We start from the raw sequence: 19,401 nt of genomic DNA on the forward strand, positions 1-19,401 counted from the left end.
CCACAGATGGGGGCCGGGCACGCCCACGTGCTGTACCGGGAGTCCGGCTCACCGGTGCACCGGCTGCCGCCGGAGGTCAAGATCGCGGCGATGGTGGCGTTCACCATCGCCGTGGTCGCCACCCCCCGCGAGGCGATCTGGGCCTTCGGCGCGTACGCCCTGCTGGTCGCGGCCGTCGCGGCGCTGGCCCGGGTGGACGCCCGGTGGCTGCTCGTCCGCTCGACGATCGAGCTGCCGTTCGTGCTCTTCGCCGTCGCGCTGCCGTTCCTCGGCGCGGGCGAGCGGGTGGAGGTGCTCGGGCTGGGCCTCTCCGTCGACGGTCTCTACGGCGGGTGGAACATCGTCGCCAAGGGCACCCTGGGTGTCTGGGCGTCGCTGCTGCTGGCCGCGACCACCACCACCCGCGACCTGATCGTCGGGCTGGATCGGCTGCGTTGCCCGCAGATCCTCACCCAGATCGCCACCTTCATGCTGCGCTACCTGGACGTGCTGGTCGGCGAGGCCCGCCGGATGCGGATCGCCCGGGTCTCCCGCGGCGACGACCCGCGTTTCCTGTGGCAGCTGCGCGGCTTCGCCGCCGGCATCGGGGCGCTCTTCCTGCGCGCCTACGAGCGCGGCGAGCGGGTCTACCTGGCGATGCTGTCGCGCGGCTACACCGGCCGGATGCCGACGGTGGGGCAGGGCGCGGGCGCCGCGACGACCGGGCAGTGGCTGGTCGCGGCCACCGTGCCGATCCTGGCCGGCAGCGTCGCCGCCACCGCCGCCGTGCTGACATGATGCCAGGCGTGCAGCCTACCGCTCCCCGCCTGGCGCCTCCCAGCCTGGCCGTTCGCGGCGTCCGGTACGCCTACCCCGATGGCCACGTCGCCCTGCACGGCGTCGACCTGACCGTGGCCCGGGGCGAGCGGGTCGCCCTGCTCGGGCCGAACGGCGCCGGCAAGACCACGTTGGTGCTGCACCTCAACGGCATCCTCACCGCCACCGAGGGCAGCATCGCCGTCGGCGGCCTGTCGGTGGGCCCGGACCGGTCGACCCTGGCCGAGATCCGCCGGCGGGTGGGCATCGTCTTCCAGGACCCGGACGACCAGCTCTTCCTGCCCACCGTCGCCGAGGACGTGGCGTTCGGGCCGGCCAACCTCGGGCTGCGCGGGGCGGAACTGGCCGCCCGGGTGGACGAGGCGCTGGCCGCGGTGGGCATGGCCGAGCATTGGGACCGGGCCCCGCACCACCTCTCCTTCGGGCAGCGCCGCCGGGTGGCGGTGGCCACCGTGCTCGCCATGCGCCCGGAGATCCTGGTGCTCGACGAGCCGTCGTCGAACCTCGATCCGGCGGCCCGCCGGGAACTGGCGGCCATCCTGCGCGGCCTGCCGGTGACCCTGCTGATGGTCACCCACGACCTGCCGTACGCGTACGAGCTCTGTGACCGCTCGGTGATCCTCGACGGCGGCCGGATCGTGGCCGACGGGGCGACTCCGGAACTCCTCGCCGACGAGCAGCTGCTCGCCCGGCACCGCCTCGAACTGCCCTACCGGTTCAGCCCGTCAGCGACGCAGGCGCGGGAGTAGACCGGGTGCCGGGTGCCGGAGCGCGGCCGGTGGCGTGCAGCCGCAGGACGGCGGCGGCGAGCGCACCGGCACCGGCGACGACGACCAGGGCGACGAGCACCCGGGCGACCGTCGGCGGCCCCGGCACCGGGGGCACGGCACGGGTGAACGCGGCGACGTTGGTCACCCCGGCGAAGAGCGCGAGACAGGCCCCGGCCAGCGCCACCCCGAAGTCGACGCCGGCCCGGCGGGTCAGCGCCCAACCGCCGGCGGCGACCGCGGCGAGCCCGGCCAGCAACCCCCACAGCGGGCCGGTCAGCAGCCCGGCCAGCACTCCGCCGACCCCCTCGGCCCCGGCGTCCAGCACCCGCCCGACGGTGAGCAGCACGGCCGCCACCCCGCCGGCGGCCAGCAGCCCGCCGAGTCCGGCCAGCGCCCGCCGGCCGGGGGCCGAGGCCGCCGGCAGCAGGCCGGCCGCGCCCACCGCGAGCGCGCCGAGCGTGACCACCACCCACCAGGCGTACCCGTCGGGGGCGGCACCCAGTCCAGGGTGCCCCGGATCTCCACCGGGCCCTCCGTGGCGCGCAGCGGCACCACCCAGTCGCGTACCCGGTGCTCGCGGTCGGGGGCGGCGCGGACCTGCGCGGGCGGCCCCGACTCGCGCCACAGCGCCCGCTGGTCGTGCCAGCGGGCGGTCGGGCCGTCGTCGACCCGCCGCCACTGCGGCGCGGCGGCCGGGTCGACCTCGGCGGGCAGCACGGTCTCCCCGGCGATGGTCCGGTTCAGGTAGGTGGCGGGGGAGCGGATGTTCTCGAACACGCCGTCCGGGCCGATCCGCAGGTACGGCTCGCCCGAGTAGCCGATCACCTCGACCGGCTCGCGGCCGGTGTTGGTCAACTCCAGCCGGGCGCCCGCCTCGACCAGCCGTACCCGAAGCTCCGGCCGGGCCGGGGTCACGGCGGTGACCTCGGCCCGGTAGTCGGTGCCGTTCGGCGCGTCCGCGCCGTGCGCGAGCGCCGGGGCGGCGGTGGCGAGGATCGCGGTGACCGTGCCGGCGAGCAGCAGCCCGGCGCGGGCCAGCAGAGCCCGGGTCACTTGCCGGCCGCCTCCACCGCGGCGGTGATGTTCTCCGGCGTCCACTCCTTCACCTGCTCGCCGTCGACCAGGACGGTCGGCGTGCCGGTGACGTTGGCGCGGGTCGCCTCCTCGGTGACGTGGGCGGTCCACGGCTTGAACGTGCCGTCCCGCACACAGCTGCCGAAGGTGTCGCGGTTCAGGCCGACCTCGGCCCCGATGTCGATCAGCTCGTCGTTGCTCAGCCCGGCGCCGTTCTCCGGCGGCTGTTTCTCGAACAGCGCCTTGCCGAACTCGGTGAACTTGCCGCCCTCGGCCGCGCAGCCGGACGCGGCCGACGCCCGGGTCGAGTACTCGGTGCTGGAGAAGCGGTTCAGGTAGGCCACCGGGTGGTACACCACCCGGACCTTGCCGTCGCTGATCAGCTGCCCGATGGTCGCGCCGCTGGTCTGCTCGAACTGCTTGCAGGCGGGGCAGAGGTAGTCCTCGTAGATGTCGATCGTCACCGGCCCGGTGCCGACCACGATGCCGTCGCCGCTCGGGTTGGCCCCGGGCGGCGCGGTGAACTCCCCGGACTTCTGGCTCGACCGGATGCCCCAGCCGACCAGGCCAGCGATGACCAGCACCGCCACCGCACCGATCGAGATCCACAGCGTCCGCTTGCGACGCTGTTCCCGGGCCAGCTGTTCCCGGACCACCCGGGCCGCGTCCTTGCGCCCCTTGCGACTACTCATCGTTCTCCTCTACCGGTTCACCCGTCAGCGCGCCGTCCAACGAGACGGCCGTCCGGGGCCAGATCAGCAGGAACCCGGCCAGCGCCAGGAAGCCCAGGTCCCGGAGGATCTCCGGGAGGTAGCTGGGGGTCTGCCCCGCCGCCAACTCGCCACCCGAGCCGAAGCAGCCGCAGTCGATCGCCAGCCCCCGCGACCAGGCCGAGACGATGCCGGCGATGAAGACCAGCAGCAGCGCCGCGGAGAACCCGGCGGCCAGCCGGGTGGCCAACCCGATCAGCAGCAGTACGCCCAGCGCCAGCTCGACGAAGGGCAGCACCGCACCGACCACCACCGACACGTCGTAGGGCATGAGCTGGTAGGCGTGCACCGCGCGGCCCGAGGCGGCCAGGTCACCGACCTTCGAGGCGCCGGCGTAGAGCCAGACGGCGGCGAGCCCGAGCCGGACGGCGAGCCCGAGCCAGCGGAGCAGCGGCTTCCCGTTCACCCGGCCAGCGCCTCACCGATGGCGTCGACCAGTTCGCTGCGCGCCCGGGCCACCCGGGACCGGATGGTCCCCACCGGCACCCGCTCCACCGCGGCGGCCTCGGCGTAGGAGAGGCCCAGCAGCTGGGTCAGCACGAACGCCCCGCGCCGATCGGCCGGCAGCCGGCGGAGCAGGTCGTCCGCGCCGAGCTGACCGGCCGGGTCGGGGTGCGGCGCGGCGGTGTGCGCCTGGGCGGTGAGTCGTTGGTCCAGCCGCCGCTGCCGGACCACCGTACGCAGATGGTCCGCGCAGGCCCGCCGCGCGATGCCGAGCAGCCAGGTCCGGGCGCTGGAGCGCCCCTCGAAGGCGGGCAGGGCGCGGAACGCGCGCAGGAAGGTGTCCTGGGTGAGATCGTCGGCGCTGTCCGGGTCGACCAGGGCCGCCGCGAACCGCCACACCTCGGCCTGGGTGGCCCGGACGAAGGCGGCCTGGGCGGCCCGGTCGCCGTCCCGGGCGGCCAACGCCCAACCGGTGGCCGGGTCCGGTGCGCGCCCGTCGGCCGCGCCGGTTGCGGCGGCGGCGGGGGTGTCGCGCGGGGCGGGGATCACGACAACCCAGGTTACGCGGCGGTGCGCTGGGCAGCAGGGTCCTTCGGCCCTTCATGCGGTACACCACCCCGGGAACTTTTTCCGCGTTCCGGCCGACTACCCGCTTGTGACCCTCGGCCTCGGATCCGCGCGCCCAAAATCGGGGCGCGCGACGGCAGGGGCGGGTCGCACCGAGGGGGTGTCGTCGGCGAGCATGACGGGCATGTCTGCCGCCCAACGCCGCTTCTTCGCCCGGCTCACCGCCGCCGCGGGTCTGCTGGTCACCGTCGTGGCCCTGCTGCTCGCCCCGGCCGGCCCGGCCAGCGCCCACGCCGTGCTGTCCAGCAGCAGTCCGGCCGCCTCGGCCGTGGTGCCCAACGCGCCGACGGAGGTGGTGCTCACCTTCAGCGAGCCGGTCCGGAAGGTACCCGACAAGATCCGGGTCATCGCGCCGGACGGATCCCGCGTGGACCGGGGCGAGCCTACCTTCGCCGACAGCGTGGTCAACATCCCCGTCGACACCTCCGGCGGTAACGGCACCTACCTGGTCACCTACCGGGTGGTCTCCGCCGACAGCCACCCGGTCTCCGGGGCGTTCACCTACTCCGTCGGCGCCCCCTCCGAGCCGCCGGTGGACACCGGCAACGACAGCCGGGCGGACCCGGTGGTCAGCACCGCGATCAAGGTCGCCAAGTTCACCGGCTACGCCGGTCTGCTGCTGCTGGTCGGCCCGGCGCTGGTGCTCGCCCTGCTCTGGCCGCGCCGGCTGTCCCGGCGGGGGCCGGCCCGGCTGGCCTGGACCGGCCTCGGGCTGGTGGCGCTCGCCACGATCGCGGTGACGCTGTTGCAGGTGCCGTACACCAACGGCGGCGGGCCGTTCGACATCACCGGCGTAGGGCTCAGCCTGGTGCTCGGCAGCGCCTTCGGGGCCGCGCACCTGGTCCGGCTCGGGCTGCTGGCCGCGGCGGCGTTCCTGCTCCGGCCGCTGCTGGCCGGGCCGGTGGGCCGCACCGACCTGGTGATCCTCGGCGTCCTCGGTGGGGGAGCGCTGGTCACCTGGCCGCTGGCCGGGCACCCGGCGGCCTCGCCCGCCCCGGCCGTGTCGGTGGTCGTCGACGCGGTGCACCTGGGCAGCATGGCGGTCTGGCTGGGCGGGCTGGTGATGCTCGCCGTGTTCCTGCTGCCCCGGGCCGACGAGCGGGAACTGGGCGCGATCCTGCCGATCTGGTCACGCTGGGCCGCCCTGGCGGTCTCCGCGCTGCTGCTCGCCGGCATCGTCCAGGCGCTGATCGAGGTGGCCACCCCGGCGGCGCTGGTCAACACCGGATACGGGCGGCTGGTGCTGGCCAAGACCGGACTCTTCGTGGCGGTGATCGCGGTGGCCGCCTACTCCCGGTACCTGGTACGCAAGCGGATCGCGGCCAGCCGGCCCGCGCCGGTACGCCGGGCGATCTGGGCGGAGCTGGCGATCACCGCGATCGTGCTCGGTGTGTCGGCCACCCTGGTCCAGACCACCCCGGCCCGCACCGCCGCGGCCGACGTGGCCGCCCAGGACAGCGGCTACTTCACCACCACGGTGAACAGCTCGCTCTACTCGATGCAGATCGAGATGGCCCCGGCCGAGCGGGGCAACAACTCGGTGCACTTCTACGCGTACACCCTCGACAACCGGCCGCAACCGGTCGTCGAGTGGAAGGTCACCGTCGCGCTGCCGTCGGCCGGTATCGAGCCGATCGACGTGCCGTTGCTGCCGCTCACCGACAACCACGCCACCGGGGAGATCAGCCTGCCCGCGGCGGGCGAGTGGGAACTGCGGGTGACCGCGCGCACCACCGAGATCGACCAGGCCACGGTGACCGCCACCGTGCCCATCCGATAGAGAGGTTCCATCGATGATCCGTCACCGGCGTACCGCAGGCGCGGCTGCCGCCCTCGCGGTCGGCGCCGTCGCCGCGGCCGTCTTCGGCTTCGCGGCGCCCGCCTCGGCCCACGTCACCGTCAACCCGAGCGAGGCCAAGCAGGGCGGCTACGGCCGGTTCGCGTTCCGGGTGCCGAACGAGAGCGACTCGGCGTCGACCACCAAGGTGGAGGTCTTCCTGCCGGAGGACGCCCCGGTCGGCTCGGTGTCCACGATGCCGGTGCCGGGCTGGACGGTCGCGGTGGAGAAGCGCAAGGTGGACCCGCCGGTGCAGGTGCACGGCAGCGAGATCTCCGAGGTGGTCGCCAAGATCACCTGGACGGCCGGTGCGGACGCGGTGATCGCCCCTGGCACCTTCCAGGAGTTCCCGATCTCCATGGGTCCGCTGCCCGAGGTGGACCAGATGGTCTTCAAGGCGCTGCAGACCTACTCCGACGGCGGCGTGGTGCGCTGGATCGACCCGCCGGAGCCGGGTGGGGAGCCGGCCGCCCCGGCCCCGGTGCTCACCCTCACCCCCGCCACGTCGGCGGAACCGTCGGCGTCGCCGGTGGAGTCCGCCGTCGCGGAAGGCCCGTCGGGCGACGACGACGGCAACGGGCTGGCCGTCGGGCTCGGCGTCGCCGGGCTGGTCGCCGGGCTCGGTGGGCTGGTGCTGGGCGGACTGGCGTTCGCGCGGACCCGCCGGGAGGGCGACGCCGGGGAGCAGGGCGCCGAGCCGGCCGCGACGTCCTGACCATCACCACCTCGCGGGCCCGCCGGTTTCCGGCGGGCCCGTGCCGTGGATATCCGCTGATCGGCGGCTCGGCCTGGGTAAGGTCGGCCGGGTATCTGGCTACGGAGGGGGACAGGGCGGATGCGTTTCGTGTGGGCGCTTACCGGAATGCTGCTGCTGACCATCGGCACGACCGCGCTGCTCGGCGCTGCCGCGCTCGGCCTGCTGACCGGTCACGCCGACCCCGGCGGGGCCTTCACCGCGCGCTTCGAGACCGTGCAGACGCCGGGGCACGCGGTGGTGGTGACCGACCTGGACGCGCTGGTGCGGCGGGAGGTGCCGTTCGCCGGCGGCGGGCAGTCCCGGCTGCGGCTGGACGTCCGTACCCCCGACGGGCCGGCCTTCGTCGGGCTCGCCCCGGCCGAGGAGACGCGACGCTGGCTGGCCGGTGCGCCGCACGCCGTGGTGCAGCGGATGGCGTTGGCCCGCGGGCCGCTGCCGGTCCGGCTGGAACAGGTCACCCCGGCGGAGGGCGCGCCGCCGACCGTCCCCGCCGTCCCCGCCGCACAGACTTTCTGGGTACGCGCCGGAACCGGCGTCCTGGAGTGGAGCCCCGACGACCTGGCCGGTCAGCGGCTGAGCCTGGTGCTGATGCGGACCGACGGCCAGGCCGACCTGGCCCTGGACCTGCGCGCCGAACTGCGGGCCGGGTGGATCGCCCCGGCCACCTGGGGCTCGCTGACCGGCGGGATGCTGCTGGTGATCCTCGCGGCGCTGGTCCTGCTGCGCCCGGTGCGCCCCCGTGAGGTGGTCTTCGTGGTCGAGCCGGACCAGGTGCCGGTGCTCGCCGGCCGACTCGGGGTGAGCTCGCTCGGCGGCCTGGGCGCCCCGCCGCAGCCCGGACCGCGCCCGCTGGCCGTGCGGCAACTGGTGTCGGTGGCCGGTGCGATGCCCGCCACCCCCCGGATCGCAGCCGCGATCGCCCCGGTGCCCCGCCCCGAAACCCTCGCCGACCTACCCGCGCCCCAGCACCCCCTGCGCCCACCCGCCCCGCCCCGCTGACAGCCGGTCCGGCGGGGGCGGGCGGCCCTCCGTGCTGCCGACGCGGAGGGCCGCCCTCACCGGGGGATATCGGTGCCCATCGGAGGGGATGAGCTGTTTGGGCCGAGATTACCGGTGAATGGAACTCTCGGGAAGAGTGTCCGCTTCGCGTGACCCATTCGGCGCGATGCCGGCTCCGGGGCGCACCGGCAAGGCGACCAGCAGCACCAGGCAGAGCCACACGTACGCGTTGCGCAGCAGGAACTCCCACGGTGTGTCGGTGCGCGACGGGGCCACCCCCCAGTCGTAGAAGGAGACCACCCCGTACACGATGATCGCGGAGGTGCCGACGGCGAGCGCCACCAGCCGGCGGCGTCGGCGCGCCCCGGCGACCGTGCGCGGGTCGGTGCTCAGCGCCGCGTCGGCCAGGATCACCACCGCCGGCACGAACCAGTAGATGTGGTGGGTCCAGGTGATCGGGCTGATCAGGGCCGCCACCAGGCCGGTCAGGGTCAGCCCGGTGAGCGCGTCCCGCGCCCGGGCCGCCCGCACCGCCCGCCACAGCCCGTACCCGACGATGGCCGCCACCAGCGGCAGCCACACCAGCCGGCTCGGCTCCTCCGGCGCGGTGACCCGGCTCAGCAGCCCGAACAGCGACTGGTTGCCGGTGTAGTCGGTGCGCCCGACCCGGTCGGTGGCCCACAGCTCATGGGTCCAGAAGCGCCACGAGTCACCGGGCGCGACGGCCGCGGCGAGCAGGGTCGCCCCGGCTGCGGTCGCGCTCGCCACCGCCGCCGCCCGCCAGCGCCGGGTGGCCAGCAGATAGACGATGAAGATGCCCGGGAACAGCTTGAGCGCCGTGGCTAGGCCGACGCCCACCCCGGCCCACCGGCTGTTCCGGGGTACGGCGAAGAGCAGGTCGGCCAGGATCAGCACCACCAGCAGCATGTTGATCTGGCCGAAGGTGATCGTCTCGCGGGTGCTCTCCACCGCGAGCACGAGCAGCACCCCCACCGCGAGGGTGAACAGGCGGGGCAGCCGATGGCGGCGGATCACCGGATCGAGCAGCCACCTGGTGGTGACCACCACGGCCAGCAGGGTCAGCCCGGTGAAGATCGCCACGGTCGCACCCAGCCGTAGCAGGGCGAACGGCAGCAGCAGCAACGCGGCGAACGGGGGATAGGTGAAGAACAGTTCGCCCTGCACCCGGTCGGGCTGCACGTAGTCGTAGAGCGGATTGCCGGCGGCCCACCAGTCCATCGCCGACATGTAGATCTTCAGGTCGAAGAAGTTGTGCACGGTGCCCGGCAGATAGAGCGCCGGCAGCACCGCCGCCAGCGCCAGCAGGCCCACCGCGCGCCGCACCGTACGGCTACCCGGGTCGTCGACGTCGACGCTGGACGGTGTGGCGGGTTCGGCGGGCACGGGGAAGACCCTAGCGGTCAGTGGTGGCGGCGGCGCGCAGCCACGGGGCTTGGGCTGCGCGTAGGCTGTCCCGATGGCTGATCTTCTCGTCTGGATCGACTGTGAGATGACCGGGCTCGACCTCCGGGGCGACAAGCTGATCGAGGTCGCGGCTCTGGTCACCGATCCCGATCTCAACGTGCTCGGCGAAGGCGTCGACGTGGTGATCCACGCCGACGACGCGGCGCTGGCCGCCATGCCGGAGATCGTCCGGACGATGCATGCCAAGTCGGGGCTGACAGACGAGGTACGCCGCTCCACGGTCACCCTGGCCGAAGCCGAGGACCTGGTGCTCGACTACGTCACCCGGCACGTCAAGGATCCCCGCACCGCCCCACTCTGCGGCAACTCGATCGCCACCGACCGCGGATTCATCGCCCGGGACATGCCCCGCCTCGACGCCCACCTGCACTACCGCATGATCGACGTCTCCTCGATCAAGGAGCTGTGCCGTCGCTGGTACCCCCGCGTGTACTTCGGCCAGCCGCAGAAGGGCCTGGCGCACCGGGCCCTGGCGGACATCCAGGAGAGCATCCGCGAGTTGGAGTACTACCGGCGCGCCATCTTCGTCCCGCTGCCCGGCCCCGACGTGGAGGGCGCCAAGGCGATCGCGGCCGGGCTCTGAACGTCCCGCCGCAACCCGGTGGACGCGGTCGGCCGTGGTGTGGGTATTATTTCTCCGCACCCGCCCGGACGATCGGCCCGGCGCGGCGGCATGGTGGCTGTAGCTCAGTTGGCAGAGCACCGGGTTGTGGTCCCGGTTGTCGTGGGTTCAATTCCCATCAGTCACCCAGATAGTGGAGCTACCCCACTGCGACTCAGGCCCCCTCTCCGGAGGGGGCCTGAGTCGCAGTGGGGGCCAGGTAGGGGAACCACGACGGCGGCGGCGTCTCCGTGGAGATGCCGCCGCCGGTCCCGGCCTCAGACGGTGGGCGTGGCGGTCGCGTCCGCTGATACGTCCGGGTCGGTCACGTCGTCGGCTGCCGCGTCGTCGTCGGCCGGCTCGTACGGCAGGGCGCTGCCCTTGACGTACTCGTCCCAGCTCACGTTCCAGTCGGTCCAGCCGTTGCCGAGCTGTAGCTTGCGCTCGGTGCCCTTGACCACGATCGGGTCACCGACCTTCGTGTTGTTGAACAACCAGGCGCCGTTGGCCATCGAGACGTTCACGCAGCCGTGCGAGACGTTGGTGGTGCCCTGCTGCCCCTCCGACCAGGGCGCGGCGTGGATGAACTCGCCACCCCAGGTCAACCGCTGGGCGTAGTCGATCTTCGTCCGGTACCCGTCGTCGGGGCCCAACTCGTCGTAGGTGTCGAAGACCGTCTTGCGCAGCTTCTCCATCACGACCATGGTGCCGCTGGAGGACGGGGTGCTCTTCTTGCCCAGGCTCACCGGGATCGTCTTGATCGACTCGCCGTTGCGGGTGACGACCATCCGCTTCGTCTTGTTGTCCACCGTCATGACCAGCTTCGGCCCGACCTTGATGTCGACGGTCAGGTCGGCCCGGCCGTACCAGCCGTCACCCAGCGGCAACCCGCCCGCCTGCACCCGGTACGACACCTTGCTGCCGGCCTGCCAGAACTCCTTCGGCCGGTAGCGGACCTCGGTGGGGCTGACCCAGTGCCAGATGCCCTCCTGGGCCGGCGTCGAGGTCACCGTCATCCGTCGTTGCAGGTCGGCCCGGTACTGCTCGGGGATGGCCCGGCCGAACTGCACGATCAGCGGCATGGCCACGCCGACGGTCTGGTCGTCGCCGAGGAAGCTGCTGACCCGCACCTGCTTGCTCGGCTGCGCCATCACGGTGAACGCGCTGGTGGCGGCCACCGGGCGGCCATCGTCGCCGGTCGCGGTGACGGTCGCGGTGTACGACCCGCCGTACGTCAGCGCCTTCGACGGCAGCCAGCTCAAGCCGTCCGCCGCCAGCTTGCCCTTGACCGCCTCGCCGCTGGCATCGGTCAACTCGACGGTGGTCTCCTCGGCCTCCTTGGTGGCGAAGGTGATCGCCGTGGAGGCCGGCACATCCTTCGCGTCGGCGGCCGGCTCGCTGATGCTCACCGACGCCTTCGCGGCCGGCTGATCCGCGCTGTCCTGCCAGCCCGGCCCCTTGTCGCCGCCGCCCTTGCCGCCGGTGCAGGCGGAGGTGAGCGCCAACGCCGCGGCGAGAAATCCCGCGGCGAGCATCCGCCGCCGGTTGCGCTGGTCCCGAACTCGCATGATGTCCTCACAGTCGTGGTCCGCTGCCCGTCCACATCACAGACGCACCGGAACACGTACCCGTTGCGGAAGGTGAACCGAAACACGTGGAGCGGGATGTCCGGATAGTGACATATCTGGCCCGGTCACAGGGCCGGACCGGCACCACCGTCCGGAACCGGCAGCGCGCTGCCTTTGACGAACTCCGTCCAGCTCAGGTTCCACGCCGTCCAGCCGTTGCCGTGCGCCAGCTTGCGCTCGGTGCCGGTGATGGTGATCGGATCACCGATCTTCGTACGTTGGTAGAGCCACTTGGCGTTCGTCATGGAGACGTTCACGCAGCCATGGGAGACATTCTGCCGCCCCTGGACATGCTCCGACCAGGGTGCGGCGTGAATGTACTCGCCACCCCAGGTGAGCCGCTGCGCGAACTGGATGTCGGTCACGTAGCGGTTCTCCGGGTTCGGGTCGTCCATCGTGTCGAAGACGGTCGCTTCCTTCTTCTCCATCACCACCAGCGTGCCGCTGGACGACGGGGTGCTCTTCTTACCCAGGCTCACCGGCAGCGTCTTGACCAGTTGCCCGTTCTCGTACACCCGCATCTGCTTGTCGGAGTTGGTCACCTTCATCTCGAAGGCCGAGCCGATCTTGGCGGTGGCGTTACGGTCGACGTTGCCGTACCGACCATTGCTCAACGGGATGCCGGCCAGCGCGATCCGTACGGAGAGCTTGGTGCCCGCCTTCCAGTACTCCGGCGCCCGGTAGAACGCCTGGGTGCCGTTGCCCACCCAGTGCCACGCGCCCGGCTGCGGCGGGTCGGTCTGCACGAACATCCGCTTCTGCACCGCCGCCCGGTCCTTCTTCGGGATGCCCGGGTGGAACTCCGCCACCACCGGCATGGCCACCCCGTACGTCCGGTCGTCGAACAGGTAGAGCCCGGAGGTGATCACCGAACTCGGCTTGGCCATCGTGGTGAACGTGCTGGTGCCCTCGCTGACCGTGCCGTCAGGCCGGCTCGCGGTGACCGTGGCGGTATAGCTGGTGGACCACTTCAACGGGGCCGCCGGCACCCAGGACGAGCCGTCCGTACGTAGCTTGCCCTTGACCCTCTTGCCCTTCGTGGTCAGCATGACCTGCGACACCGTGGCCCCGTCCGGCAACTCGGCGCCGATCTCCACGCTCACCGGCAGCTTCTTCGCCCCGTCCGCCGGGCTCACCGTCAGCGGCGGCCCGCTCGGCGTCCCCGGAGCCTCCGGCGCCGCCCCGCCGGTCGCCCCGGCTGTCGGCCCCGGCACGAACTGGGCCGCCTCACTCTCCTTGCCACACCCCGAAAGTGCCAGCGACGCCACCAGACCCAGGGCACCCACCAACGCCCCGGCCCGCGCGAACCTGCCCATCCCCCACCCCTGTCCTCCCGCACCTGCCGGACATCGTGCCGTATAGCTCCCGACCGGCATCAGCCCGTCCCAAGCCTTGTGCGGCCTTCCCGCCAAATGTCCGAGAAGCTCGGCCGAAGGGAGGACCCGAGTATCGGATTGGAACCCGGTTCAGGGCGCATGCTAGTGTTCTCCCCGTTGCCACCGAGCGCCGCTAGCTCAACTGGCAGAGCAGCGGACTCTTAATCCGCGGGTTCGGGGTTCGAGTCCCTGGCGGCGCACCATCAATGACCTGCGCGTCGATCCTTTTCGGATCGACGCGCTTTGTTGTCTTGGGCCTGTGGGAGGCCGAAGGGAGACCATCCGTCCCCGCAACGGCTTCGTCACTGACTGCTTCGATGGCGCGCGGCACGATGCCGGCTGTTCTCTCGGCCGTCTCGCCCCGCCTCGCGGGCGAGGCGGGGCGAGACGCTGGTGTACGTGTCACGGGCGCGGCGACCAATCCGCTGAAGTGCTGGTGACGTCTGCCGGATGCAGCGACTGTTGCTGGCGTTGGACTCGCGGGCGAGGTGGTGGAGTTGCTCGCGTAGCCGTTCCGGCTGTGGTGCGCGGTTGTCGATGTGGCCGTTCCGGTTTGTGGTCCGGCCCGCCGATCCACCTCTTCTTCTGGGGGCGGCAGGGGGAGGCGCGTGCCGAGCCAGGCCAACCTCACGCTAGCAACTAAGGTTAGGCTCTGCTAACTTCTACAGCCGGTAGAGGAGCCGGTTTCGGCTCCTTAGAACTATTTGAAGGAGCCTCGCTGTGCCAGCTTCCGCCCATCAGTCCAGGTCAGCGCTTGCGGCCGCGCTCGCCGCCGGTGCCCTCGTTCTCGGCCTCGCCGGCTGTGGCGGCGAAGGCGAGGCGGCACGCGACTCCGCGGCGACGCCGGCGGAATCAGACAAGAAGATCACCGTTTACAGCGGCCGTAGCGAGAATCTGGTGAAGCCGTTGCTGGAGAGGTTCACCCAGCAGACGGGGATCGCCGTCGAGGCCCGCTACGCCGGCACCGCCGCGATGGCCAGCCAACTGTTGGAGGAGGGCGACCGGTCCCCGGCGGACGCGTTCTTCGCCCAGGATGCCGGAGCGCTCGGCGCGGTCGCGAAGAAGGGCATGTTCGCTCCCCTCGACCCGGACGTGGTCGCCAAGGTTCCGGCGCCGTACCGCGCCAAGAGTGGGGAGTGGGTCGGTGTCACAGCCCGTTCGCGGGTGCTCGTCTACAACCCCGATCTGGTCCCGGCGGCGCAACTGCCGGCGACGGTGTTCGATCTGACCAAGCCTGAGTGGAAGGGCAAGGTCGGTGTGGCACCCACGAACGCCTCGTTCCAGGCGTTCGTCACCGCGATCGTGGTGCAGCACGGTGAGGCGAAGGCCAAGGAGTTCCTCGCCGGTCTGAAGGCCAACGACCCGCAGGTTCGTGACGGCAACGCGCCGATCGTGGAGGAGGTCGACACCGGCAAGCTCGCCGTGGGCCTGGTCAATCACTACTACCTCGGAGAGATCTCCAAGGAGCAGGGCAAGACGCCCGAGGCGATGAAGGCGAAGCTGCACTTCTTTCCCAACGGCGATACCGGCGCGCTGGTCAACGTGGCCGGTGTCGGCGTGCTGAAGAGCGCCGCGCAGGATCCGGACGTGCGGGCGTTCGTCGACTATCTGCTCGGCACGGATGCGCAGGCGTACTTCGCCGAGCAGACCTTCGAGTACCCGGTCGTCGCTGGTGTCGCGGCACCGGCGTATGTACCGCCGCTGACCTCGTTGACGGCGCCCGCGGTCGACCTCAACGACCTCGACCAGCTCGAAGCCACTATCGCCCTGATTAAGCAGTCGGGCCTCGTTCCCTGAACACGGCACTGACTCCTGGTCAGCGGATCCGCGCTCGCGGGTCCGCTGACCGGTGGCGGCCGGGCCTGCGCCTGGGTCGGCGGCGGCCGAGGCGGCCGGCGTTGCTGGCGTTCTCGGTGCTGGCCGTAGCGGTGGCGTCGATTCCGCTGGTGTACCTCGCGGTGCGTACTGCGGAGGCGGGCGGGGACCGGATCGCGGTGGAGCTGTTCACCGTACGGGTCGGCCTGCTGGCCGTGCGCACGCTCGGCCTGGCTGCGGTGGTGACCGCCGGATGCCTGGTCCTCGGGGTCGGCACGGCGTTCCTGGTGGCCCGGACCGACCTGCCGGCCCGTCGGATGTTCGGCGTGCTCGCCGCGCTTCCGCTGGCCGTGCCCACCTACATCGCCGCGTTCGCCTGGACGTCGACCGTGGACGGATTCGAGGGGTTCTGGGCCGCCGCGCTGGTGCTGACGTTGTGTTCGTACCCGTATGTGTTCCTGCCCGTCGCCGCGGCGTTGGTGGGCGCGGACCCGGCGCAGGAGGAGGTGTCCCGGTCGTTGGGCCGGGGCGCCTGGCGCACCTTCACCGGCGTGACGCTGCGGCAGATCCGTCCCGCGGTGACCGGCGGCGCGTTGTTGGTCGGCCTCTACGTGTTGTCCGATTTCGGAGCGGTCTCCATTGTCCGGGCCGACACGTTCACCCGGGCGATCTTCGTCGCGCTCGATCTGGGTTTCGACCGGACCGGTGCGCTGGTGTTGTCGAGTGTGCTCGTCGTGCTGACCGCGGTGGTCCTGGCCGGTGAGGCGGCCAGCCGGCGGCGGGCGGCCCGCTACGCCCGGCTCGGCGGCACGCCGCGTCCGCCGAACCGGCTTTCTCTCGGTTGGGCGAGGTGGTGGGCTGCCGGCGTACTCACCGCCGTGGCGGGTCTCGCGCTCGGTGTGACGGCGTTCAGCCTGGCCCGTCGGTTGGCCGACGGTGTCTCCCGACCCGGTACCTGGACCGAGGTGGCGACGGCGGCGGGTAACTCGTTGTGGTTGTCGCTGGCCGGCGCGGCGCTGACCATGCTGCTCGCGCTGCCCCTGGGAGTGCTCACCGCTCGTGCGCCGGGCCGGGTTACCGAAGTCCTCAACCGGCTCAGCTACCTCAGCCACGCGCTGCCGGGACTGGTGATCGGGTTGTCCCTGGTGTTCCTCGGGATCAACGTCGCCCGCCCGCTCTACCAGACGGCCTGGCTCCTCGCCCTTGGCTACGCGGCACTGTTCCTCCCCCTGGGGGTCGCGGCGGTCACCGGCGCCGCCGCGGCGGCGCCACCGGTGTTGGAGGATGTCGCACGGTCCCTCGGTCGGGGACCGCTGGCCGTGCTGTGCACGGTGACGCTCCCCCTCACCATGCCGGGCATCGGCGCCGGCACGGTCCTGGTCTTCCTCACCTGCATGAAGGAACTGCCGGCGACGCTGCTGCTCCGCCCCACCGGCACCGACACCCTCGCCTCGGAACTGTGGACCCACACCACGGTGGCCGCGTACGCCGCCGCCACCCCGTACGCCGCGCTCCTGGTGGCGTTGTCGGCGGTGCCCGCCTGGATGCTCGCCGCGCGTAGCGGAATTCTCGCGAAGGAGGTCCGGCCGTGAGCCGGCTGGTTGTCCGCGGCGTCGTCAAGCGGTACGGGCCGGTGACGGCGCTGGCCGGAGTCGACTTGGACGTGCCCAGCGGCAGCCTGGTCGCGGTGCTCGGGCCGTCCGGTTGCGGCAAGACGACGCTGCTGCGCTGCGTGGCGGGATTCGAGGTGGTCGACGGCGGCGAGATCGCCGTGGAGGGCCGGACGTTGGCCGGCCCGCGTACGAGTTTGCCTGCGCAGCGCCGAGGGGTCGCCGTCGTCCCCCAGGAGGGCGCGCTGTTCCCGCACCTGTCGGTCCGGGACAACCTCGGCTACGGGCTCAGCCGCGCCGAGCGTCGCACCGGCCGGGTGGACGAGATGCTGGAGCTGGTCGGCCTTCCCGGGTACGGCCACCGGATGCCGCACCAACTCTCCGGTGGCCAGCAACAGCGGGTGGCGGTGGCCCGGGCGCTGGCGCCCCGCCCGTCGTTGATCCTGCTGGACGAGCCGTTCAGCGCCCTCGACGCCGCGTTGCGGGCCGAACTGCGCCGCGACGTGCGGCAGGCGCTGCGGGCCGTCGGCGCGACCGGAATCCTGGTCACCCACGACCAGGGCGAAGCGTTGTCGGTGGCCGACCAGATCGCGATCATGCGTGACGGCACGATCGTGCAGTACGGCTCTCCCACCAGCGTCTACCACGAGCCGGCTGACCCGTGGGTCGCGGCGTTCGTCGGAGAGGCGGTGCTGCTGCCGGCTACGGTGCGCCTGGGGCGGGCCGACACGGCTCTCGGGGTACTGCCCGTCGCCGGCATGGACACCGACTCAGGCGCGGCCGAGGTCCTGCTCCGGCCCGAACAGATCCGGCTCGTTCCGCGAGCCGGTGCCGCGGTGACCGCCACGATCGAAGCCCACCACTTCTACGGCCACGACGCTCTGGTCACCCTCCGGCTTGACGACCAGATCCAGGTCGTCGCCCGGACACCCGGTACGACGTCGGCCGCCGTCGGCACCGCGGTCGGCGTCCAGGTCGACGGCCACGTACGCGCCTGGTCGACCGGTGCCCGCCAGCCCAAACCCGCCCCAGCTGCCGGCCCGGGCGACGGCCGTCGCCGCTGCCCGATCAACAACAGGCTGTCTTCTGCCTGATCTAGGAGATGGCGTGGGTGGCAGACGAGGAGCGGACACGATCGCCGGAAGGAGTGGGCTGATGGCCGAGGCCCTTGGCGATGTTTTCCTCGTCCTGCTACCCGGCCAGCCCAACGGCGTGGCCGGACCGCCCCCATGACATGAGTCGGGAACCGGATGAAAAGCGATTCGTCGTCGGTCCGGCTGGGCTTGCCCGTTCCTCGGCTGGCCGGGTCTTACGGGTCGGCGTCCTCGTTGAGCAGGGCCCGCAGGATCTGCTCGTCGCGCTCGTTGAGTGTGCTGACGAACCGTCTCAGTACCGAGGTGTGGTCCGGCTCCGCGACGAGCAACCGGCTCATCCGCTCCGCGACCAGAGCGGCGGCGTCGCGTATCGCGCCGTACCGGTACGCCCGGCCGTCTCGTTGGCGGGTGACGGCGCCTTTGTCGAACAGCCGGGTCAGGGTGGTTACGACCGCGCTGTAGGAGAGGGCGCCGCTGGCGTCGAGCCGATCTCGGACCTCGCCAGGGGTCAGCGGGCGGGCGGCCTCGACGAGGATGGTGACCACCTGTGCTTCGAGCTGGCCGGGGCGCCGGCGTTTGCCTTCGGCCGGGTCGCCCTCGGCAGGCGGCGGTGTTGTGCTCATCGCGGTGACTGTATCGGGCCAGCGGGTGGCCTTCGTCATGCCTGCCAGCATCGGCGGCGTGACACACTCGACCGGTTGCGGACGGAGAGGCATGTTTGATCATTTCGTGTGGTCGGTGGTGCTGGTTCCGCCGCTGATCGTGCTGGTGATGCGGCTGCTGGCCGACCGGTGTCCGCCGTCGGTCGCCGCTGTCACCATGGCCTGGTCAGCTGCGGTGGCGGGCGTGGCCAGCCTGACCAACCTCACGGTGTTCGCGCTCAAGGCGATCGCCGAGATTCCGGCGGTCGGCCGCGCGTTCGGCTGGTCCGACCGGGTGGTGGCGGACGACACCGCGCATGTGGCCTGGGTGCCGTGGTTGAGCGTGGCGCTGCTGGTCGTCGCTTCGGTGTCGGTCGGCTGGCGGTGGCGTCAGCACCATAGGGCGCTGCGGCTCGGCTACGACGCGCTGCCTGGCAGCGGTTCGCTGGTTCTGGTGCCCGATCCGGCGGTGCGGGCATTCGCCGTACCAGGTCGGCCGGGACACGTCGTGGTGACCACCGGTATGCGCCACCTGCTCACCGACGGCCAGTTCGAGGCGCTGATCGCCCACGAGCGTGCGCACCTGGCGGGAGGGCACCACCGGCTGGTCCGGCTGGCCGAGCTTGCCGCGGCGACGCACCCGGCGTTGTGGTGGGTGGCCCGGCATGTCGACTACCTGGTCGAGCGGGCCGCCGACGAGCATGCCGCCGAGCAGGTCGGCAGCCGTCGTACGGTCGCGCACGCCATCGGCGTGGCGGCGCTGGCCACGTCCGGCCCGCCACAGGTGCCGCACGGCCTGCACGCCGCGTCCCCCGGCGGGGTGGTACCCCGCCGGGTGGCCCACCTGCTGCGCCCCCGCGCCACCTCCCGCTCGCTCGTGCTCCGCGCCCTGCCCGTGTCCTTGGCGCTGGCGTCCCTCCTGTGGACTGGCGAAGCAATCTACGACCTGTTCGAACTGCTCGACGCGGCCCGTTCCAATCGCTAGACGGCCTGCGGCTGGGCCTGCCGCAGGCCGGCGGCGTCGCGGTTTGGTCCGGATACGGCACCGGTTTCCGGG

19 protein-coding genes and 2 tRNA genes are annotated in these 19,401 nt (G+C 72.2%); 12 read left to right on the forward strand and 9 right to left on the reverse strand.

All coding sequences use genetic code 11. The features are described 5' to 3' along the window. Nucleotides 1–6 precede the first annotated feature (6 nt). Together cbiQ and ACQPYA_RS06620 are read left to right on the forward strand one after the other, a co-directional pair. Nucleotides 7–777 carry a cobalt ECF transporter T component CbiQ gene (gene cbiQ / locus ACQPYA_RS06615; protein WP_433531755.1) on the forward strand — a complete coding sequence of 257 codons (771 nt, stop codon included), beginning with the start codon at nucleotides 7–9 and terminating at the stop codon, nucleotides 775–777. Then, complete coding sequence (locus ACQPYA_RS06620) at nucleotides 774–1,565, forward strand: energy-coupling factor ABC transporter ATP-binding protein (protein WP_433531756.1); 792 nt, start codon at nucleotides 774–776, stop codon at nucleotides 1,563–1,565. The genes cbiQ and ACQPYA_RS06620 overlap by 4 nt, the downstream gene beginning before the upstream one ends. On the opposite strand, the gene ACQPYA_RS06625 is transcribed toward ACQPYA_RS06620, so the two are convergent. Genes ACQPYA_RS06625 through ACQPYA_RS06645 form a run of 5 tightly spaced genes read right to left on the reverse strand, consistent with a single transcriptional unit; the run spans nucleotide 1,534 to nucleotide 4,423 of the window. After that, the gene (locus ACQPYA_RS06625) at nucleotides 1,534–1,932 is read right to left on the reverse strand and encodes a hypothetical protein (protein ID WP_433531757.1); all 399 of its coding nucleotides are present in this window, start codon (nucleotides 1,930–1,932) and stop codon (nucleotides 1,534–1,536) included. The two genes, ACQPYA_RS06620 and ACQPYA_RS06625, sit on opposite strands and share 32 nt — an antisense overlap. After that, entirely contained in the window at nucleotides 1,860–2,639 is a 780-nt protein-coding gene (locus ACQPYA_RS06630) for a hypothetical protein (RefSeq protein WP_433531758.1), read from the reverse strand. The genes ACQPYA_RS06625 and ACQPYA_RS06630 overlap by 73 nt, the downstream gene beginning before the upstream one ends. Next, entirely contained in the window at nucleotides 2,636–3,352 is a 717-nt protein-coding gene (locus ACQPYA_RS06635) for a DsbA family protein (protein WP_433531759.1), read from the reverse strand. The genes ACQPYA_RS06630 and ACQPYA_RS06635 overlap by 4 nt, the downstream gene beginning before the upstream one ends. Further along, nucleotides 3,345–3,836 carry a MauE/DoxX family redox-associated membrane protein gene (locus tag ACQPYA_RS06640; protein WP_433531760.1) on the reverse strand — a complete coding sequence of 164 codons (492 nt, stop codon included), beginning with the start codon at nucleotides 3,834–3,836 and terminating at the stop codon, nucleotides 3,345–3,347. Before ACQPYA_RS06640 ends, ACQPYA_RS06635 begins: the two co-directional genes overlap by 8 nt. After that, complete coding sequence (locus tag ACQPYA_RS06645) at nucleotides 3,833–4,423, reverse strand: sigma-70 family RNA polymerase sigma factor (protein ID WP_433531761.1); 591 nt, start codon at nucleotides 4,421–4,423, stop codon at nucleotides 3,833–3,835. Before ACQPYA_RS06645 ends, ACQPYA_RS06640 begins: the two co-directional genes overlap by 4 nt. 193 nt (nucleotides 4,424–4,616) lie before the next feature. Between ACQPYA_RS06645 and ACQPYA_RS06650 the strand changes: the two genes are divergently transcribed. The 3 genes from ACQPYA_RS06650 (at nucleotide 4,617) to ACQPYA_RS06660 (ending at nucleotide 8,094) form a co-directional block, all read left to right on the forward strand. Beyond that, nucleotides 4,617–6,281 (forward strand): copper resistance CopC/CopD family protein, encoded by a 1,665-nt coding sequence (locus ACQPYA_RS06650; protein ID WP_433531762.1) that lies wholly within the window; start codon nucleotides 4,617–4,619, stop codon nucleotides 6,279–6,281. A gap of 13 nt (nucleotides 6,282–6,294) precedes the next feature. Beyond that, nucleotides 6,295–7,053: a YcnI family copper-binding membrane protein gene (locus tag ACQPYA_RS06655; RefSeq protein WP_433531763.1), complete on the forward strand. Its 759-nt coding sequence runs from the start codon at nucleotides 6,295–6,297 to the stop codon at nucleotides 7,051–7,053. A 120-nt stretch (nucleotides 7,054–7,173) separates the two neighbouring features. Beyond that, the gene (locus tag ACQPYA_RS06660) at nucleotides 7,174–8,094 is read left to right on the forward strand and encodes a hypothetical protein (protein ID WP_433531764.1); all 921 of its coding nucleotides are present in this window, start codon (nucleotides 7,174–7,176) and stop codon (nucleotides 8,092–8,094) included. A 108-nt stretch (nucleotides 8,095–8,202) separates the two neighbouring features. Here the strand turns inward: ACQPYA_RS06660 and ACQPYA_RS06665 are convergent, their stop codons facing one another. Further along, a complete protein-coding gene (locus tag ACQPYA_RS06665; protein ID WP_433531765.1) occupies nucleotides 8,203–9,498 on the reverse strand; it encodes a glycosyltransferase family 87 protein in 1,296 nt (431 codons plus the stop codon). A gap of 73 nt (nucleotides 9,499–9,571) precedes the next feature. Between ACQPYA_RS06665 and orn the strand changes: the two genes are divergently transcribed. After that, nucleotides 9,572–10,162: an oligoribonuclease gene (orn, locus tag ACQPYA_RS06670; protein ID WP_433531766.1), complete on the forward strand. Its 591-nt coding sequence runs from the start codon at nucleotides 9,572–9,574 to the stop codon at nucleotides 10,160–10,162. Nucleotides 10,163–10,255: 93 nt separating this feature from the next. Next, nucleotides 10,256–10,328 (forward strand) — tRNA-His (locus tag ACQPYA_RS06675). A 130-nt stretch (nucleotides 10,329–10,458) separates the two neighbouring features. On the opposite strand, the gene ACQPYA_RS06680 is transcribed toward ACQPYA_RS06675, so the two are convergent. Beyond that, entirely contained in the window at nucleotides 10,459–11,748 is a 1,290-nt protein-coding gene (locus ACQPYA_RS06680; RefSeq protein WP_433531767.1) for an Ig-like domain-containing protein, read from the reverse strand. Between the two features lie 125 nt (nucleotides 11,749–11,873). Continuing rightward, nucleotides 11,874–13,124, reverse strand: coding sequence for an Ig-like domain-containing protein (locus tag ACQPYA_RS06685; RefSeq protein ID WP_433531768.1), 1,251 nt, complete (start codon nucleotides 13,122–13,124; stop codon nucleotides 11,874–11,876). 187 nt (nucleotides 13,125–13,311) lie between these two features. Here ACQPYA_RS06685 and ACQPYA_RS06690 point away from each other — a divergent pair. The 4 genes from ACQPYA_RS06690 to ACQPYA_RS06705 all read left to right on the forward strand — a co-directional run bounded on the left by ACQPYA_RS06690 (nucleotide 13,312) and on the right by ACQPYA_RS06705 (nucleotide 17,703). Then, a tRNA-Lys gene (locus ACQPYA_RS06690) sits at nucleotides 13,312–13,387 on the forward strand. A 517-nt stretch (nucleotides 13,388–13,904) separates the two neighbouring features. Continuing rightward, nucleotides 13,905–14,981, forward strand: a complete 1,077-nt coding sequence (locus tag ACQPYA_RS06695) for an iron ABC transporter substrate-binding protein (RefSeq protein ID WP_433531769.1) — start codon at nucleotides 13,905–13,907, stop codon at nucleotides 14,979–14,981. A 71-nt stretch (nucleotides 14,982–15,052) separates the two neighbouring features. Further along, nucleotides 15,053–16,591, forward strand: a complete 1,539-nt coding sequence (locus ACQPYA_RS06700; protein WP_433533399.1) for an ABC transporter permease — start codon at nucleotides 15,053–15,055, stop codon at nucleotides 16,589–16,591. Next, nucleotides 16,588–17,703 carry an ABC transporter ATP-binding protein gene (locus ACQPYA_RS06705; protein ID WP_433531770.1) on the forward strand — a complete coding sequence of 372 codons (1,116 nt, stop codon included), beginning with the start codon at nucleotides 16,588–16,590 and terminating at the stop codon, nucleotides 17,701–17,703. Before ACQPYA_RS06700 ends, ACQPYA_RS06705 begins: the two co-directional genes overlap by 4 nt. A 215-nt stretch (nucleotides 17,704–17,918) precedes the next feature. Here ACQPYA_RS06705 and ACQPYA_RS06710 read toward each other — a convergent pair whose 3' ends face one another. Beyond that, nucleotides 17,919–18,326, reverse strand: coding sequence for a BlaI/MecI/CopY family transcriptional regulator (locus tag ACQPYA_RS06710; protein WP_433531771.1), 408 nt, complete (start codon nucleotides 18,324–18,326; stop codon nucleotides 17,919–17,921). A 91-nt stretch (nucleotides 18,327–18,417) separates the two neighbouring features. Here ACQPYA_RS06710 and ACQPYA_RS06715 point away from each other — a divergent pair, with 91 nt between their 5' ends. Beyond that, on the forward strand, nucleotides 18,418–19,329 hold the full coding sequence (locus ACQPYA_RS06715; protein ID WP_433531772.1) for a M56 family metallopeptidase: 912 nt from the start codon (nucleotides 18,418–18,420) through the stop codon (nucleotides 19,327–19,329). Nucleotides 19,330–19,401 lie beyond the last annotated feature (72 nt).

The organism is Micromonospora sp. CA-263727 (genome assembly GCF_050942455.1).
Classification (GTDB): domain Bacteria; phylum Actinomycetota; class Actinomycetes; order Mycobacteriales; family Micromonosporaceae; genus Micromonospora.

Coding starts and splice junctions, on each gene's coding strand:
- cbiQ (WP_433531755.1), top strand. CDS start 7: ATGGGGGCCGGGCACGCCCACGTGCTGTACCGGGAGTCCGGCTCACCG.
- ACQPYA_RS06620 (WP_433531756.1), top strand. CDS start 774: ATGATGCCAGGCGTGCAGCCTACCGCTCCCCGCCTGGCGCCTCCCAGC.
- ACQPYA_RS06635 (WP_433531759.1), bottom strand. CDS start 3,352: ATGAGTAGTCGCAAGGGGCGCAAGGACGCGGCCCGGGTGGTCCGGGAA.
- ACQPYA_RS06650 (WP_433531762.1), top strand. CDS start 4,617: ATGACGGGCATGTCTGCCGCCCAACGCCGCTTCTTCGCCCGGCTCACC.
- ACQPYA_RS06655 (WP_433531763.1), top strand. CDS start 6,295: ATGATCCGTCACCGGCGTACCGCAGGCGCGGCTGCCGCCCTCGCGGTC.
- ACQPYA_RS06660 (WP_433531764.1), top strand. CDS start 7,174: ATGCGTTTCGTGTGGGCGCTTACCGGAATGCTGCTGCTGACCATCGGC.
- orn (WP_433531766.1), top strand. CDS start 9,572: ATGGCTGATCTTCTCGTCTGGATCGACTGTGAGATGACCGGGCTCGAC.
- ACQPYA_RS06680 (WP_433531767.1), bottom strand. CDS start 11,748: ATGCGAGTTCGGGACCAGCGCAACCGGCGGCGGATGCTCGCCGCGGGA.
- ACQPYA_RS06685 (WP_433531768.1), bottom strand. CDS start 13,124: ATGGGCAGGTTCGCGCGGGCCGGGGCGTTGGTGGGTGCCCTGGGTCTG.
- ACQPYA_RS06710 (WP_433531771.1), bottom strand. CDS start 18,326: ATGAGCACAACACCGCCGCCTGCCGAGGGCGACCCGGCCGAAGGCAAA.
- ACQPYA_RS06715 (WP_433531772.1), top strand. CDS start 18,418: ATGTTTGATCATTTCGTGTGGTCGGTGGTGCTGGTTCCGCCGCTGATC.